This window comes from Salmonella sp. A29-2 (assembly GCF_020150755.1).
Taxonomy (GTDB): domain Bacteria; phylum Pseudomonadota; class Gammaproteobacteria; order Enterobacterales; family Enterobacteriaceae; genus Salmonella; species Salmonella enterica.
Map to the genome: position 1 here is coordinate 3,880,960 of NZ_CP083731.1, position 17,336 is coordinate 3,898,295.

At 53.3% G+C, this 17,336-nt stretch carries 15 protein-coding genes; 5 read left to right on the forward strand and 10 right to left on the reverse strand.

Annotation, left to right across the window (positions count from 1 at the left end; all coding sequences use genetic code 11):
- The first annotated feature begins 42 nt into the window (after positions 1 to 42).
- The 3 genes from caiC (at position 43) to caiE (ending at position 3,141) form a co-directional block, all read left to right on the forward strand.
- A complete protein-coding gene (gene caiC, locus K8W53_RS18860) occupies positions 43 to 1,596 on the forward strand; it encodes a crotonobetaine/carnitine-CoA ligase (RefSeq protein ID WP_023211097.1) in 1,554 nt (517 codons plus the stop codon).
- A gap of 53 nt (positions 1,597 to 1,649) precedes the next feature.
- On the forward strand, positions 1,650 to 2,435 hold the full coding sequence (gene caiD, locus K8W53_RS18865) for a crotonobetainyl-CoA hydratase (protein WP_000004378.1): 786 nt from the start codon (positions 1,650 to 1,652) through the stop codon (positions 2,433 to 2,435).
- Positions 2,436 to 2,544: 109 nt separating this feature from the next.
- The gene (caiE, locus tag K8W53_RS18870; RefSeq protein WP_058654854.1) at positions 2,545 to 3,141 is read left to right on the forward strand and encodes a carnitine operon protein CaiE; all 597 of its coding nucleotides are present in this window, start codon (positions 2,545 to 2,547) and stop codon (positions 3,139 to 3,141) included.
- Between the two features lie 77 nt (positions 3,142 to 3,218).
- Here the strand turns inward: caiE and caiF are convergent, their stop codons facing one another.
- From caiF to citC, 10 genes are all read right to left on the reverse strand, one after another.
- A complete protein-coding gene (caiF, locus tag K8W53_RS18875) occupies positions 3,219 to 3,614 on the reverse strand; it encodes a carnitine metabolism transcriptional regulator CaiF (RefSeq protein ID WP_000333324.1) in 396 nt (131 codons plus the stop codon).
- Positions 3,615 to 3,887: 273 nt separating this feature from the next.
- Complete coding sequence (gene carB, locus K8W53_RS18880; protein WP_001126310.1) at positions 3,888 to 7,115, reverse strand: carbamoyl-phosphate synthase large subunit; 3,228 nt, start codon at positions 7,113 to 7,115, stop codon at positions 3,888 to 3,890.
- Between the two features lie 18 nt (positions 7,116 to 7,133).
- A complete protein-coding gene (carA, locus tag K8W53_RS18885) occupies positions 7,134 to 8,282 on the reverse strand; it encodes a glutamine-hydrolyzing carbamoyl-phosphate synthase small subunit (RefSeq protein ID WP_023224448.1) in 1,149 nt (382 codons plus the stop codon).
- A gap of 854 nt (positions 8,283 to 9,136) precedes the next feature.
- Positions 9,137 to 9,958 carry a 4-hydroxy-tetrahydrodipicolinate reductase gene (gene dapB, locus K8W53_RS18890; protein WP_017441576.1) on the reverse strand — a complete coding sequence of 274 codons (822 nt, stop codon included), beginning with the start codon at positions 9,956 to 9,958 and terminating at the stop codon, positions 9,137 to 9,139.
- 179 nt (positions 9,959 to 10,137) lie between these two features.
- Complete coding sequence (citG, locus tag K8W53_RS18895; RefSeq protein ID WP_001647583.1) at positions 10,138 to 11,046, reverse strand: triphosphoribosyl-dephospho-CoA synthase CitG; 909 nt, start codon at positions 11,044 to 11,046, stop codon at positions 10,138 to 10,140.
- Positions 11,024 to 11,575 carry a citrate lyase holo-[acyl-carrier protein] synthase gene (gene citX, locus K8W53_RS18900; protein WP_000679050.1) on the reverse strand — a complete coding sequence of 184 codons (552 nt, stop codon included), beginning with the start codon at positions 11,573 to 11,575 and terminating at the stop codon, positions 11,024 to 11,026. The genes citG and citX overlap by 23 nt, the downstream gene beginning before the upstream one ends.
- Positions 11,575 to 13,095, reverse strand: coding sequence for a citrate lyase subunit alpha (gene citF, locus K8W53_RS18905; RefSeq protein ID WP_023224449.1), 1,521 nt, complete (start codon positions 13,093 to 13,095; stop codon positions 11,575 to 11,577). The genes citX and citF overlap by 1 nt, the downstream gene beginning before the upstream one ends.
- Positions 13,096 to 13,105: 10 nt before the next feature.
- Complete coding sequence (citE, locus tag K8W53_RS18910) at positions 13,106 to 13,975, reverse strand: citrate (pro-3S)-lyase subunit beta (RefSeq protein WP_001247809.1); 870 nt, start codon at positions 13,973 to 13,975, stop codon at positions 13,106 to 13,108.
- Positions 13,972 to 14,265 carry a citrate lyase acyl carrier protein gene (gene citD, locus K8W53_RS18915; protein WP_000691461.1) on the reverse strand — a complete coding sequence of 98 codons (294 nt, stop codon included), beginning with the start codon at positions 14,263 to 14,265 and terminating at the stop codon, positions 13,972 to 13,974. The genes citE and citD overlap by 4 nt, the downstream gene beginning before the upstream one ends.
- 29 nt (positions 14,266 to 14,294) lie before the next feature.
- Positions 14,295 to 15,338 carry a [citrate (pro-3S)-lyase] ligase gene (citC, locus tag K8W53_RS18920; protein WP_001181444.1) on the reverse strand — a complete coding sequence of 348 codons (1,044 nt, stop codon included), beginning with the start codon at positions 15,336 to 15,338 and terminating at the stop codon, positions 14,295 to 14,297.
- A gap of 244 nt (positions 15,339 to 15,582) precedes the next feature.
- On the opposite strand from citC, the gene citS reads away from it, so the two are divergent.
- Together citS and K8W53_RS18930 are read left to right on the forward strand one after the other, a co-directional pair.
- The gene (gene citS, locus K8W53_RS18925) at positions 15,583 to 16,923 is read left to right on the forward strand and encodes a citrate/sodium symporter CitS (protein ID WP_000183602.1); all 1,341 of its coding nucleotides are present in this window, start codon (positions 15,583 to 15,585) and stop codon (positions 16,921 to 16,923) included.
- Positions 16,924 to 17,081: 158 nt separating this feature from the next.
- Positions 17,082 to 17,324 carry an oxaloacetate decarboxylase subunit gamma gene (locus K8W53_RS18930; RefSeq protein ID WP_001538909.1) on the forward strand — a complete coding sequence of 81 codons (243 nt, stop codon included), beginning with the start codon at positions 17,082 to 17,084 and terminating at the stop codon, positions 17,322 to 17,324.
- Positions 17,325 to 17,336: the final 12 nt, after the last annotated feature.

The following is a 17,336-nucleotide window of genomic DNA, read 5'->3' on the forward strand; positions in this document are numbered from 1 at the left end:
TTCCGGTTAGCGCTCACGCCTGATTTCAGTGGATAAAGCAATATGGATATCGTTGGCGGACAAAACTTACGTCAGATGTGGGACGACCTGGCCGGGGTGTACGGAGATAAAACGGCGTTAATTTTCGAATCCTGTGAGGGAATCGTTCGGCAGTTTAGCTATGCTTCGCTCAATGAAGAGATTAACCGCACGGCGAACCTTTTTTATTCCTTAGGGATCCGCAAGGGTGATAGGGTCGCGCTGCATCTGGATAACTGCCCGGAATTCATCTTTTGCTGGTTTGGACTGGCAAAAATCGGCGCCATTATGGTGCCGATTAATGCCCGCTTACTGGGCGAAGAAAGCGCCTGGATCCTGCAAAACAGCCAGGTGAGTCTGCTGGTTACCAGCGCCCAGTTTTATCCTATGTACCGTGAAATACGCCAGGACAATAGCACTCCGCTTAATCATATCTGTCTGATTGGCGAGCAGCTTCCGGCTGACGACGGCGTGAGTCACTTTACCCAACTGCAATCCCGCCAGTCCACCACGCTGTGCTATACGCCCGCGTTATCCACTGACGATACGGCGGAAATTCTGTTTACCTCCGGTACCACCTCGCGTCCAAAAGGGGTGGTAATTACCCACTACAACCTGCGTTTTGCAGGCTACTACTCTGCCTGGCAAATCGCCCTGCGCGATGATGACGTGTACATGACGGTGATGCCCGCTTTTCATATCGACTGCCAGTGTACCGCCGCAATGCCTGCATTCTCCGCTGGCAGCACCTTTGTGCTCCTGGAGAAGTACAGCGCCCGGGCCTTCTGGGATCAGGTACGTAAATATCAGGCGACGGTGACCGAGTGCATCCCGATGATGATCCGCACGCTGATGGTCCAGCCCGCCGCGCCAACGGACAGGCAGCATCATCTGCGTGAAGTGATGTTCTATCTCAATCTATCCGCACAGGAAAAAGACGCCTTTACCGAACGCTTTGGCGTCAGGCTGCTGACCTCTTATGGTATGACTGAAACCATTGTCGGAATTATTGGCGACCGTCCCGGAGACAAACGGCGCTGGCCTTCCATTGGTCGCGTGGGTTTTAGCTATGAAGCTGAAATTCGCGACGATCAAAATCGCCCGCTGCCCGCCGGAGAAATTGGCGAAATCTGTATTAAAGGCATTCCCGGCAAGACTATCTTCAAAGAGTATTACATGCAGCCGGAGGCAACCGCCAGGGCGCTGGAACCAGAGGGCTGGTTACATACCGGTGATTCGGGTTACCAGGATGAGGATGGCTATTTCTATTTTGTCGACAGACGCTGCAACATGATTAAACGCGGCGGAGAAAATGTCTCCTGCGTCGAGCTGGAAAATATTATTTCTGCGCATCCGAAAATTCAGGACATTGTGGTGGTTGGTATTAAAGACGCGATCCGTGATGAGGCCATTAAAGCGTTTATCGTCCTTAATGAAGGTGAAACATTAAGCGAAGCCGAGTTTTTCAGCTTTTGCGAAAACAATATGGCGAAATTCAAGGTTCCCTCTTTTATGGAGATCAGAACCGACCTGCCGCGCAACTGTTCAGGAAAAATAATCAAAAAAAATCTGAAATAAACCTTCCGGCAGGAATCCTTCCCGCCGGGAAACTATTTATCTGGAGATGAACTATGAGTGAGTCATTACATCTGACCCGTAACGGCCCGATCCTGGAAATTACCCTTGACCGACCTAAAGCGAATGCCATTGACGCCAAAACCAGCTTTGCAATGGGTGAAGCTTTTCTTAATTTCCGTGACGATCCGGAATTACGCGTAGCAATCATTACCGGCGGCGGGGAGAAATTCTTTTCTGCTGGCTGGGACTTAAAAGCGGCAGCGGAAGGTGAAGCGCCGGATGCTGATTTTGGTCCCGGCGGCTTTGCCGGTTTAACCGAAATATTTGACCTCGATAAGCCGGTTATCGCCGCGGTGAACGGCTACGCGTTTGGCGGCGGTTTTGAGCTGGCGCTGGCGGCGGACTTTATTGTCTGCGCCGAAAACGCCAGCTTCGCGCTGCCGGAAGCAAAGCTCGGCATCGTGCCTGACAGCGGCGGCGTATTGCGTCTGCCTAAGCTGCTGCCACCGGCTATCGTCAACGAAATGGTAATGACCGGCAGACGAATGAGCGCCGAAGAAGCGCTGCGTTGGGGGATCGTGAACCGCGTTGTCAGCCAGAGCGAACTGATGGAGAGCGCGCGCGAACTGGCGCAACAACTGGTCAATAGCGCCCCGCTGGCTATCGCGGCGCTGAAAGAGATTTATCGCGCGACCAGCGAAATGCCGGTAGAAGAAGGCTACCGCTACATCCGCAGCGGCGTGCTGAAGCATTATCCGTCGGTACTGCATTCAGAAGATGCGCTCGAAGGACCGCAGGCATTTGCCGAAAAACGCGATCCGGTGTGGAAAGGTCGTTAATGTGACTATGCCGGATGGCGCTTCGCTTATCCGGCCTACAGCACATGCGCAACCGTAGGCCGGATAAGGTGTTTACACCGCCATCCGGCAAAAAAACCGAGGTACAACTATGAGCTATTACGCCTTTGAAGGACTGATCCCGGTGGTGCATCCGGACGCGTTTGTCCATCCCAGCGCCGTGCTGATTGGCGATGTCATCGTGGGCGCCGGTGTTTATATTGGCCCACTCGCGTCATTGCGTGGGGATTATGGTCGCCTGATCCTGGAGGCCGGCTCTAATCTGCAGGATGGCTGCATTATGCATGGCTACTGCGATACCGATACCATCGTGCATGAAAACGGCCATATCGGCCACGGCGCTATTCTACATGGCTGCGTGGTGGGGCGGGACGCCCTGGTCGGCATGAATAGCGTCATTATGGACGGCGCAGTGATTGGCGAAGAGAGCATTGTCGCCGCCATGAGTTTTGTCAAAGCCGGATTTCAGGGTAAGGCAAGGCAACTGCTGGTGGGGTCACCTGCGCGCGTACTACGCCAGGTTACGGACCAGGAGCTGCACTGGAAACGCCTCAATACCAAAGAATATCAGGATCTTGCGATCCGTTGTCGAACGGGGTTATCTGAAACGAAGCCGTTAACGCAGGTCGAAGAAAACCGGCCGCGCCTGAAAGGCACGACGGACGTGAAGCCAAAATCAGCACAGTAATTGATGCCGGATGCGCTCACGCTTATCCGGCCTACGCGTCAATTACCGTTTACCCCGCCATCAGGTTAAACAGACAATTAGCGACGCATACTTTTTGACAGCATCATCTGCCATTTCTGCTCACGGTTTAGCTCTGTGGGGGGAACGGCAGACAGCCGCGGCGCTTTCGCCACGCTCACTTTTCTTTCCTGCAAATTATGATTCAATCGGCGATAGAGTTGAGAGTCGATACTCACGACTTTCACCAGACGCTGGCACTGGCAGCCTCGTCCTGCAATTTGGTTAGGGATCATCTTCACTTCACAAACAATTTCCCCCACTTCTGACAGAATATAGGAGAGCGTATTAATTGCTTTGCAATGTTCAATATCAAATTGACGGGAAATCTCCCTGGCAGTGATCCATCGGTTCTCTGCCATCATCCAGTCAGCAATTAACAAATAAAGCGGTCTTTCAACATATTTTTCACACATAAGCACACCATTTCACAAATTAAAAATCTGGCTACGGCCTGTCCAAACTAATAAAAACTAAGCCATATTAAAATTGTGGATATGCAAGATAGTATGCGACTTAAATATTGATTAGTGTGAGCAATATCGTGCTTATTACATTGAAAATGTGGTTACGGAAACGGACTTCTCCAGGAATGACCTTACGCAAGATAAAAAAAGGGTTTCTTTACAGAAACCCTTTCAACATTATATTACAGGTCCGGTTAGAGCAATATCCGCCGAACCCTTTGTTTACGACTTTTTGATCTGCGCGTGCATTTCCTGCACCGAGGTTACCTTCTCGGTGGCATCAGCATTGAGCGCCATCGTCGTGGCAAAACCGCCGTTCAGCGTGGTGTCATAATGCACTTTATACTGCAGCGCGCTGCGGCGAATCACCCTGGAGTCTTCAATCGCGCGGCGGCCTGCGGTGGTGTTGATGATGTAGGTATATTCGCCATTCTTGATACGGTCCTGAATGTGCGGACGGCCTTCATGCACCTTGTTCACCAGACGCGGGTTGATACCGGCTTCGCCCAGCACAATCGCCGTACCGTGGGTGGCATCCAGCTCAAAGCCCTGTTTCAGCAGCTTGGCGGCCAGGTCCACCACGCGCTCTTTGTCGCCTTCGCGAACGGAGAGCAGCGCACGGCCCTGTTTCTTCATGGTGGAGTTACTGCCCAACTGTGCCTTGGCGAACGCTTCCGCAAAGGTACGGCCCACGCCCATCACTTCCCCGGTGGAGCGCATTTCCGGCCCTAACAGCGGGTCAACGCCGGGGAATTTATTGAACGGCAGCACCACTTCTTTCACCGAGTAGTACGGCGGGATAATTTCTTGGGTCACGCCCTGCTCGGTCAGCGATTTGCCGGCCATCACGCGCGCCGCCACTTTCGCCAGCGGAACGCCGGTGGCTTTGGAGACGAACGGTACGGTACGCGCCGCACGCGGGTTGACTTCAATCAGATAGACTTCGTTGTCTTTCACCGCAAACTGCACGTTCATCAGGCCGCGCACCTGCAACTCGAAGGCCAGCTTCTGCACCTGTTGGCGCATCACATCCTGAATCTCCTGGCTCAGCGTGTAGGCCGGCAGGGAACAGGCGGAGTCGCCGGAGTGTACGCCCGCCTGCTCTATGTGTTCCATGATGCCGCCAATCAGCACCATTTCGCCGTCGCAGATAGCGTCCACGTCCACTTCAACCGCGTCATCAAGGAAGCGGTCCAGCAGCACCGGCGCATCGTTAGAGACGCTGACCGCCGTCTGGAAGTAGCGACGCAGGTCGGCTTCGTCATAGACAATTTCCATCGCCCGACCGCCCAGCACGTAAGAAGGACGTACCACCAGCGGGTAGCCGATCTCTTTCGCTTTTTCGACAGCCTGTTCAATGGCGGTGACGGTGGCGTTGGCCGGTTGCTTCAGCTTCAGACGGTCAACCGCATGCTGGAAGCGTTCACGGTCTTCCGCGCGGTCGATGGCGTCCGGGCTGGTGCCGATTACCGGCACGCCTGCCGCTTCCAGCGCGCGCGCCAGCTTCAGTGGAGTCTGGCCGCCGTACTGCACGATAACGCCTTTCGGCTTCTCGATGCGCACGATTTCCAGCACGTCTTCCAGCGTCACCGGCTCGAAGTACAGACGGTCGGAAGTGTCGTAGTCGGTAGAGACGGTTTCCGGGTTACAGTTGACCATAATGGTCTCGTAACCGTCTTCGCGCAGCGCCAGCGAGGCATGGACGCAGCAGTAGTCAAACTCGATGCCCTGGCCGATACGGTTCGGGCCGCCGCCGAGGACCATGATTTTATCGCGATCAACGGACGGGTTCGCTTCGCACTCATCTTCATAAGTGGAGTACATGTAGGCGGTATCGGTGGCGAATTCCGCCGCGCAGGTATCCACACGCTTGTAGACCGGGTGCAGGTCATACTGGTCACGCAGCTTGCGGATTTCCGCCTCGCGCACGCCCGCCAGTTTCGCCAGACGCGCATCGGCAAAACCTTTGCGTTTCAGCTGACGCAGGAAGTCGGCGTTGAGGCCGGTAATCCCGACTTCAGCCACTTTCTCTTCCAGACGCACCAGTTCTTCAATCTGTACCAGGAACCAGCGGTCGATGTTGGTCAGGTTGAACACGCCATCCACAGACAAGCCTGCGCGGAAAGCATCGGCGATGTACCAGATACGATCTGCGCCCGCATCTTTCAGCTCGCGGCGGATTTTGGTCAGCGCTTCCGGGTCGTCGAGGCTGACTTTCGGGTCGAAGCCGGTGGCGCCGACTTCCAGGCCGCGCAGCGCTTTTTGCAGGGATTCCTGCTGGGTGCGGCCAATCGCCATCACTTCACCAACGGACTTCATCTGCGTCGTCAGACGGTCGTTCGCGCCCGCGAACTTTTCGAAGTTGAAGCGTGGAATTTTGGTCACAACGTAGTCGATGGACGGTTCGAAGGAGGCCGGAGTACGTCCACCGGTGATGTCGTTCATCAGTTCGTCGAGGGTGTAGCCCACCGCCAGTTTGGCGGCTACCTTGGCAATCGGGAAACCGGTGGCTTTCGACGCCAGCGCCGAGGAGCGGGAGACGCGCGGGTTCATTTCGATAACGATCAGACGACCGTTTTTCGGGTTTACTGCGAACTGGACGTTAGAACCGCCGGTTTCGACGCCGATTTCACGCAGCACCGCCATCGAGGCGTTACGCATGATTTGGTATTCTTTGTCGGTCAGCGTCTGTGCCGGGGCCACGGTGATGGAGTCACCGGTGTGGATACCCATCGCATCGAAGTTTTCGATAGAGCAGACGATGATGCAGTTGTCGTTTTTATCACGCACCACTTCCATCTCGTACTCTTTCCAGCCGATCAGCGATTCATCAATCAGCAGCTCGTTGGTTGGCGAGAGGTCCAGACCGCGTTCGCAGATTTCTTCGAACTCTTCACGGTTGTAAGCGATACCGCCGCCGGTGCCGCCCATGGTAAAGGACGGACGGATGATGCACGGGAAGCCCACATCAGCGGCAACCGCCAGCGCTTCTTCCATAGTGTGCGCGATACCGGAACGCGCGGTGTCGAGACCAATTTTCTTCATCGCGATATCGAAGCGACGACGGTCTTCGGCTTTATCAATGGCGTCGGCGGTGGCGCCAATCATGGTGACGCCGAACTCTTCCAGCACGCCCTGCCGCTCCAGCTCCAGCGCGCAGTTCAGCGCCGTCTGGCCGCCCATGGTCGGCAGCACCGCATCCGGACGCTCTTTTTCGATGATTTTGCGTACCACTTCCCAGTGAATCGGCTCGATGTAGGTGGCATCAGCCATTTCCGGGTCGGTCATGATGGTGGCCGGGTTAGAGTTCACCAGAATAACGCGATAGCCCTCTTCGCGCAGCGCTTTACACGCCTGAGCGCCGGAGTAGTCAAACTCACACGCCTGACCGATAACAATCGGGCCCGCGCCCAGAATCAGGATACTTTTTATATCTGTACGTTTTGGCATGGCTCTTATTACTCCTGATTATTTCGCGGACTGACGGTATTGCTCAATAAGCTCGATAAAGTGGTCGAACAGCGGCGCCGCATCGTGCGGGCCCGGGCTCGCCTCCGGGTGTCCCTGGAAGCTGAACGCCGGTTTGTCGGTACGATGAATCCCTTGCAGGGTGCCGTCGAACAGCGACTTGTGGGTCACGCGCAGGTTGGCTGGCAGCGAGTCTTCATCCACCGCAAAGCCGTGGTTCTGCGCGGTGATCATTACCACGTTTCTGTCCATATCTTTTACCGGATGGTTGCCGCCGTGATGGCCGAACTTCATCTTGATGGTCTTCGCACCGCTCGCCAGCGCCAGCAGTTGATGGCCGAGGCAGATGCCAAATAGCGGAATGTCGGTTTCGAGGAATTTCTGGATAGCAGTAATCGCGTAGTCGCACGGAGCCGGGTCGCCAGGGCCGTTCGACAGGAAGATGCCGTCCGGATTCATTTTCAGCACTTCTTCAGCAGAGGTCTGCGCTGGCACCACCGTCAGGCGGCAGCCGCGGTCCACCAGCATACGTAGAATGTTGCGCTTGGCGCCAAAATCGTAGGCCACCACGTGGAACGGCAGGTCATCCTCAGATTTCGCTTCCGGTAAACCGTCTTTCAGCGTCCAGCTACCCTGCGTCCAGCGGTAAGTTTCCGCCGTGGTCACTTCTTTCGCCAGATCCATACCGTTCAGTCCAGGAAATGCTTTCGCTTTTTCCAGCGCCAGCTTCGCATCAGGGCTATCGCCTGCAATGATGCAGCCGTTCTGTGCGCCTTTCTCACGCAGCAGTCGGGTCAGCTTGCGGGTATCGATATCAGCAATCGCCACGATGTTATGGCGTTTCAGGTAAGAAGAGAGGTCTTCGGTGTTACGGAAGTTGCTGGCAATCAACGGCAGATCGCGAATCACTAAACCTTGCGCATGAACCTGAGAAGACTCTTCATCGGCTTCATTGGTGCCGACATTACCAATATGGGGATAAGTAAGAGTGACGATTTGGCGGGAATAGGAAGGATCAGTGAGGATTTCTTGATAACCGGTCATTGAAGTATTGAAAACGACTTCCCCAACCGCCGAACCCGTTGCCCCAATGGCCCGACCGTGAAACTGGGTTCCGTCTTCCAGAACCAATAGCGCTGACTTAATCAAAACACCCTCCAGAGAATATTCACTCACTTTATTTGCATATTAATTCATTCAGTCAGTATGAAGCAATGCAAATTTGCTTACCCGTGGATTTCTGGCAAACGGCGGCATTCTGAAGTTAAGCCGGATAAAAGTCAACTTAAAGCGGGTATTTTTTATGTTATTTTGCACATTATAAGGAAGTTATTCTGTTTAATAGGCAAAAAGATCAACTAAGTGACGATAGAAAACGCTTGCGCTTCCTTGAGTTCGCAAAAAACTGGCTGGCATGATAAAAAGTGGACCAAATGGTCAAATTTCACATTAAAACAACAAAAAACAACGATAAAAATTCATTTAATAGTCATTAATGTCATTAAATACATAAAAATTCAAAACAAATCAAATTAACGACAAAAATATTTTAAAAATCAATAGCTTAAAAAGATAAAAAACAAATCAAATGCATTATAAAATCAATAAAAAACAGCAAATTAAGACAATGTAATAAGAATTACAATCGCGATATAAAGATACAGCTTCTTTTTCTTTAAGACTAGCGCATACGATTGGACCACAACCAGCCTCACTACAGCATAAAAAAGCCAACCTATTGAAGCAAAAGAGATAAAACGCCCCCGAGGAACAGCACTCCCCCTCCGATGGATATCAGTCTGGTCGAGGTGCCTTTTGCATACGGTAAGCCACTGCGGCAGAACATGTCGTGGGCGAAGAAACTGTCGAAACATGAATGGTGAAAGGCGTTATTTATCTGGCCGAATAACCGGGGGGCAAAAAAACAAAAGGGCAATAATATATTGCCCTTTGTAATCAATTAATCTTGATTACCACAACCACATCACGAAGGTATTTAGTCGCTATAATACATCCAGCCCCAGCACATCCCGCATGTCAAATAGCCCATTTTTCTTCGTTTTTAGCCATAACGCCGATCGCAACGCGCCATTTGCAAACGTCATGCGGCTGGAAGCTTTATGCGTAATCTCTACGCGCTCGCCAATATCGGCAAACATCGCGGTATGTTCGCCGACGATGTCGCCCGCCCGAACGGTCGCAAAGCCAATCGTGCCCGGTACGCGCTCGCCGGTATAACCTTCACGCGAGTAGACCGCGCAGTCCTTCAGATTTTTATCCAGCGCCCCGGCGATTGCCTCGCCCATTGCCAGCGCCGTACCCGACGGTGCATCCACTTTATGGCGGTGGTGCGCTTCAATAATTTCAATATCGCTATAGTCGCCCATTACCTTCGCGGCTTTCTCCAGCAGCTTGAGCATGACGTTAACGCCGACGCTAAAGTTTGCGGCGAAAACGATCGCAATCTCTTGCGACGCCTCGCGAATGGCCTGTTTACCGGCGTCGTCAAAGCCGGTAGTACCAATCACCATCCCTTTACCATGCTGGCGGCAAAACGCCAGATGCGTCAACGTGCCTTCCGGACGGGTAAAATCGATGAGAACGTCAAAATCATCTTTTACCGCCTCAAGGCTGCTTTGAACGATCACGCCGGACTTTCCCGCCCCCGCCAGTTCGCCAGCATCGCTGCCCAGCAAGGAAGAGCCTTCGCGCTCCAGCGCGGCACCCAGCTGAACACCTTCCATCGCCATGGCGGCCTGGATTAACTGCCGTCCCATGCGGCCACCGGCGCCGGCAATGGCGACGCGGATTTGTGCTTCATGCATAGCTATTCTCTTTTGTAAAAATTGCGTAAACCGTTTTCAGAGTAACCAGCGCGCCCGGAGGCCGCCATCTAAAATCGCCGATAATTAGAATTTAATGATAAACAGGGAGCGATATCAGTAAAAGACATGATTCATCCCGCAGGATGAATCATTGCTGGAGAGAATGAAAGAAGAGAAACTTACTCAGGATAGAGGGAACCGGCAGGAAAATGACTTAAAAACCAGGTCACTGCCAGTAAATCCGCGCTACCGCCAGGGCTTAAGTTACGCAGGATGAGTTCATCATCGAGGGACTGCATCGCTTCAATGCCCCCCTCAACCAATACGCCCCCTTGCCACAACAATTTTTGTGCCTGCTGCTGCACGTAGTAAAGCCCTTCCAGGCCTCCCCGTGACACCAGATTGGTATCATCATTCCACGCCATCAGATGCAACAATGTTTGCAGCAGGGCAAGATGGGTATCGTCATGCTCCTGCACGACCCGGTTAAACACCGGCAAAGCCTGCGTTCTGACGGTTCGAAAACCGCTTTCCGCTTCTCCCCGCGCGCCCGACAGGCCATAGCACTGGAAATGGGCTTCACTCTTTGTCAGTTTTCCCGCTTTTTTTGCTGAGAGCTCGTGGGCAACAATATTCCGACTCAGGCGGGCAACCTGGTCGCAGATACGATTTTGCTCCAACGGTTCTCCCCGCGCGAGAAGTCGGCCAATCGCTGCGCTCAGCAGGCCAAAAGCGAAAATCGCCCCGCGATGGGTATTCACACCATTGGTCGCCTGTAGCATATCGTTCTCACAGGCCATCCCCAGCGGACGCAGCATCACCAGGACATTTTCTGCCGCCAGCGCCGCCGTGTTGTTGCCCATGATAAAAAACTTTTCCATCCATGGAGCAATGGCGGTAGTGCTACGTTCAAATGCCGCCAGATCCATATCCCTATGCGCTCCCGAATTACGAATATCGACCAGACCGGGTTTTGGTGTCAGCCTGGCTTCCGTCAGCAGCGCTCTTGCAACCAACCCATTAAGTTCGCCAGCCGCCAGCGATGAGTACGCTGGCGTACGCCGTTCAGTCACAACGCTCACGTTCATAGCATTCAATCCTTCGTGCAATTTCATCCAACAAAAGGTCAAGGGTGTGATGCTTGCCCCGGGCACAGAGATGAGCATCCTGCTGGCATATCAAACATGGCCGGGCAGGATGCCCGAGTTCACGGCGTGATAGCGACTTACCGTCGCTATCAATAATGTCGATGTCCCAAAGCCGCCCTAACGGATGGCTCATCTCTAGTGTCGACATGTGCTGTTTCAACGCCATTGCCGGCGCACAGACCGCTGCCATCCATTCCGGGCCGCTGCGTTCATTTACCTGCATTTCCCAGACGTTGACCCACTCCTTCTGTTCGCAAAGCGCCAGTATTTCGGCAATTGCGTAATCGGCGACACGCCGCCAGACCGCTGAGTTTTTAACGGCGCCCGGTGCAACCAGCGTGAGGGAAATCAACGGTAGCCGATAGCAGTTCAACGCCTGACGCTGCCTGGCGGCACGTTTATCGCGCGCTTGTAGCATCTCCTCCAGCGTAACTGCCTGGCCCTGGTACAGCAGGTCTGTGCCCTTCATCAGCCTTTAACCTGGCGAATCACGTCAATCACTGAACCGTCGCGATAACGCACCACAGCCACCACCCGATCGGTAAACTCAATCGGCTGCGGTTTGCCCGTCAGTTGCTCAGCGCGCTGTTGCAGTTGTTCGATGGTCGTCAGCGCCACACCCGCAGCACGCAGGTTATCAAGCAGATCCTGACGCGCAGGGTTCACCGCAATACCATGGTCGGTAACCAGCACATCAACACTTGCCCCAGGCGTGACGGTAGTCAGCACTTTTTCCACCACGCATGGGATTCGGCCACGGACCAGCGGTGCGGTAATAATGGTGAGATCGGCCCCTGCTGCCGTATCGCTATGGCCGCCCGATGCGCCACGCAGTACGCCGTTTGAACCGGTCATCACGTTAACGTTGAAATTCACGTCAATTTCCAGTGCGCTCAGCATCACCACATTCAGGCGTTCGCATGCCGCGCCTTTAGAGGCGGGGTTCGCGTATTGATTGGTTGAGATTTCAATATGATGTGGATTCTGCGCCAGCGAACGGGCTGCATCGCCATCGAATGATTGCGTATCCAGCAGCGCTTTGATCAACCCTTTCTCATGCAGATCCACCATGGTGCCGGTGATCCCGCCCAGGCCAAAACTCGCCGTAATGTTGTGGCGACGCATTTTGTCTTCCAGGAAACGGGTGACCGCCAGAGAAGCGCCACCGGTGCCGGTTTGCAGCGAGAAACCATCACAAAAATAACCTGAGTGTTCGATCACATTGGCCGCCTGCCGGGCGATCAACAGTTCACGCGGGTTGCTGGACAGACGAATCGCGCCCGCGGTGATTTTTTCCGGATCCCCTACCTCATCCACCTGCACGATCAAATCAACCTGATCCTGCGCGATACTGGCCGGATAATTGGGGAATTTGACCCACTCTTCAGTCAGGAGCACCACACATTTAGCGTACTGCGCATCAACCTGCGCATACCCCAAAGAGCCGCAGCGTGACTTACCGCTAAAACCGTTCGCATTACCAAATTCGTCGCAGCACGGCACACCGAGGAAGGCGACATCAATATTCAGCTCACCGCTCTGAATCAGTTTTACGCGGCCGCCGTGAGAGTGGATCTGTACCGGGTTTTCCATCAGGCCAGCGGAGATCTCTTCCCCTAACTTGCCGCGCAGCCCGGAGGTGTAAATCTGCCGCACCACGCCATTTTTAATGTGTTCGATAAGCGGCCAGTGGGCATCGATTAATGAGCTGGAGGCAAGCGTCAGATCGCGGAATCCCATTTCCGCCAGCTTCGCCATCACCATATTGACAACTTTGTCGCCACCACGAAACGCATGGTGGAAGGATATCGTCATGCCATTTTTAAGCCCGGAACGACGGATAGCCTCTTCAAGCGAGTCACAAATTTTACGCCGACGCTTTTCCGTTTCACTGGCAAGCCACGGGCTGTTCGCTGTTACCCCCTGGTAGGGCTGTAATCCTTCCGGTACGACATATTGCTGGTTGAGCATGGTTACAGTCTCTTTCATGGTTCCTTCCTTAATCACGAATACCGGAAGCCGACAGCGCCACCACTTTGCGCGCGTGGTCGATAATCGGGCCGTCAATCATTTTGCCGTTGAGTGAAACGACGCCCAGACCGCGAGACTCAGCCTCTTCAGCGGCGGCAATCACCTCATACGCATGCTCAACTTCTTTACGTGTCGGAGAATAAGCCTGATGTAACAGCTCAATCTGACGTGGGTTCACTAAGGACTTACCGTTAAAACCAAGCCCTTTCGCCAACTGCACTTCCTTCAGGAAGCCTTCTTCATTATTGATATCCGACCAAACGACATCATAGGCGGCAATACCCGCAACGCGCGCCGCATGCAGCACTGCGCAGCGGGCGTAGAACAGCTCGGTGCCATCGCCCCGGCAGGTGCCCATATCCATCACGTAATCAAATGCCGCCAGCGCAATTGCCACCATGCGCGGGCTGGAGGTGGCGATGTCGACGGCATTGACCACGCCTTTCGCTGATTCGATCGCCGCCATCAGCCTGGTACTGCCGACTTCACGTCCACATTCACGTTCGATCCGTTCAACCTGCGCTTCCAGCTCCAGCACATCGTTTTTGCTGTCGGTTTTCGGCAGACGCACGATATCCGCGCCACCACGCACGACGGCCTCAAGATCGGCCAGACCAAACGGCGTGTTCAGTGGATTAATGCGCACCACTTTTTCAACATCCTGATAGAACGGATGCTGAAGCGCGTGATGAACCAAAAGACGAGCGGTATCTTTCTCACGTAATGCTACGGCGTCTTCTAAGTCGAACATCACCGCGTCCGCACCATAGACAAACGAGGTGCTCAACATGGCCGCATTTGCGCCGGGGATAAACAACATACTGCGACGAGGTCTCATAGCGCACTCCATTGAATTTCCGTTTGTTCTGCAGCGCGCAGCGCCGCCGCCTGCACTCGGGCGCGTAAAATACACTCCAGCGCGCCTTTGTCATCGACGCTAACCAGCGCGCGTTCAACGCCCAGCTTCGCCAGCGTTTCCCGAACCACCTGCTCAATCGCCGCGCCAAACTGCTGCTTCACCAGACTCTCTAGCTCCAGCCGAATTCCTGGCTCGCTGGATGGACCAATCCTGATCATCACATCGCTGGATTCCAGCGTGCCTGCCAGGGCATCTTTAATGATTTTCATTAGTTATGTTCCTTGTTAACGGTGTTACGTCATATGGTTTCAGTGTGTCTGGCGGCATGCCGCTGCAGATATGCCAGGGTGCCAGCAGGCACCAGCGCGCTTATTGCCGGCCAATTACGTTCGCTATACAGTTTTCTGACGCGAGAGGCGGAAATAGCCGTGCCGTTTTTCTCCACCCGCGCCAGCTCGACGACCTCAATAACCGGGCCGCTACGCTTCGGATCGTGCAAAATGTCGTGCATTCGCTGGTTATAGGCACAGGTCAGCGGACAAAACGGCTCACTGCCGACAAAACGATGGGTAATTCCCAGCGCTGGAGCCAGATGTTCACGGAAGAGTTGCAGATCGATCTGGCAATGGCAGTCGTCCACAACCCCTTTTTCTTTGAGGAAATAGCCGGGAAACGTCGCACGCGAGATCATATAAGCGGAGCCGGAATGCAACGTGACGTTGTCAATGCCCGCGATTCCTTGTTCGATCAGCGCCCAACGGTCGGTATAGGAAAAAAATGAAGCATCTTCTTTGACTACAAACAGATGCAACCAGTCACAGGCCGCAGCCGCTTGCTCCACCAGATAACGGTGGCCCAATGTAAACGGATTGGCGTTCATGACGATGGCGCCGATCGTTTTTCCCGGTTGACGATAAAGCGCCAGTTGGCGACAAAAGCGCGCTAACCGTTCACTGCTGTTCTCCATTAACACCGCCAGCTCACCTGCCTGCGCAATGGGCCAAAACCCCGCGCCAGAAAACAGCAACCGATTTTGCGGCTTAGTGAACAGGAAAAGCTCGCTGCGGTTTAACTCGTAGGCCAATGTAAGCAGCTCAGTCAGCAGTTTGAGGCTGAGCCCTTCCCCTTGTAAAACCGGGGAAACGGCGATGCATTTCAGTACGTTTCCGGCCAGCGAGCCGCATCCAACTATCTCACCCTGCCAATATGCGCATACCGCGATTTCACAATCATCTTCCAGGGCGAGTCCCACGCCCTCCAGAAACATGGCGACCGACTCGCGACGCAATACATCCTTTTGCAAATAAATGCGTTTAAATATTAGATTCACTCTATTCTGCATCCGTCAGCAAATAACGTCGCATATTTCGCCAGCGTTTGTATTACTCGTCTGGAATAGACATCACACTTTCCCCCTTGCTTTTATAAGCTTTATGGTTTTTATTTCCTTAATTAACCAGAGTTAATAAAAATAATTAAATTAATTAAAAACACAACCATTCAGTGAAGATAGTCACATCTCACGGTTCATTGAATTTATTAGTATGCGCGGGTCTTGTTACCCATCAATACACAGGAAAATGTTTATGACCAACATGACCCAGGCTTCGGCGACGGAGAAAAAGGGGGCTAGCGATTTACTCAGATTCAAAATCTTTGGTATGCCGCTACCGCTTTATGCCTTTGCATTAATTACTTTATTACTTTCTCATTTTTATAATGCTATACCGACTGACTTAGTCGGTGGTTTTGCCCTTATGTTTGTGATGGGGGCCATTTTTGGTGAAATCGGCAAACGTTTACCGATCTTCAATAAATATATTGGCGGCGCACCGGTTATGATATTTCTGGTTGCAGCTTATTTTGTCTATGCTGGCATATTTACGCAGAAAGAAATTGATGCGATCAGCAACGTAATGGATAAAAGCAACTTCCTTAACCTGTTTATCGCAGTGTTGATCACAGGCGCGATCCTGTCGGTAAACCGTAAGCTGCTATTAAAATCACTGCTGGGCTATATCCCAACCATCCTCGCCGGGATTGTCGGCGCGTCCCTTTTCGGTATCGTCATTGGTCTGTGCTTCGGTATCCCGGTCGACCGTATCATGATGCTGTACGTTCTGCCGATTATGGGCGGTGGTAACGGCGCGGGCGCCGTGCCTCTGTCTGAAATTTATCACTCGGTTACCGGACGTTCTCGCGAAGAGTACTACTCAACGGCTATTGCTATTCTGACCATTGCGAATATCTTCGCCATTATTTTCGCCGCCCTCCTCGATATGATTGGCAAAAAATACACCTGGCTTAGCGGTGAAGGTGAGTTGGTTCGTAAGGCTTCCTTCAAAACCGAAGATGATGAAAAGGCCGGTCAGATTACCCATCGTGAAACGGCGGTTGGCATGGTGCTATCCACCACCTGCTTCCTGCTGGCCTATGTCGTTGCCAAAAAAATTCTGCCAAGCATCGGCGGCGTCTCTATTCACTACTTCGCCTGGATGGTCCTGATTGTTGCTGCGCTGAACGCATCAGGTCTTTGCTCACCGGAGATTAAAGCCGGGGCGAAACGTCTTTCTGACTTCTTCTCCAAACAACTGCTGTGGGTGTTGATGGTAGGTGTGGGTGTTTGCTACACCGATCTGCAAGAGATCATCGATGCCCTGACGTTCGCGAACGTCGTTATCGCCGCAATCATTGTGGTCGGCGCTGTCGTTGGCGCAGCTATCGGGGGCTGGTTGATTGGCTTCTACCCGATTGAATCATCCATTACTGCGGGTCTTTGTATGGCCAACCGCGGCGGCTCCGGCGATCTGGAAGTGCTCTCCGCCTGTAACCGTATGAACCTCATTTCATATGCACAAATTTCCTCTCGTCTGGGCGGCGGTATTGTGCTGGTTATCGCTAGCATCGTGTTCAGCATGATGGTGTAAAAAAACGCACGGCGGTGTCTTTGCCGCAAACGACCTGGAGAAAAGTAGAGGCCAAAGCCAGAGGTGGCCAAGGGAAATCCACTCTACTCCTTAGCCGGATTCACCAGGAAGGTTGTCGTCAAGGCCACCGTCGTGCCTCTCATTATGGAAAATGATTCATGAATGAAGCTGTACTACTGGGTGAAGGTTTCACCCTGATGTTTTTAGGGATGGGGTTCGTACTGAGCTTTCTGTTCCTGCTCATCTTTGCTATTCGCGGCATGTCTGCCGTGATTACTCGCTTCTTCCCGGAACCCGTCGCCGCGCCCGCACCGCGCGCCGTTCCCGTCGTGGACGACTTCACCCGCTTAAAGCCGGTGATTGCCGCCGCTATCCACCACCATCGCCGCCTTAACCCTTAATTCCCGGAGGGA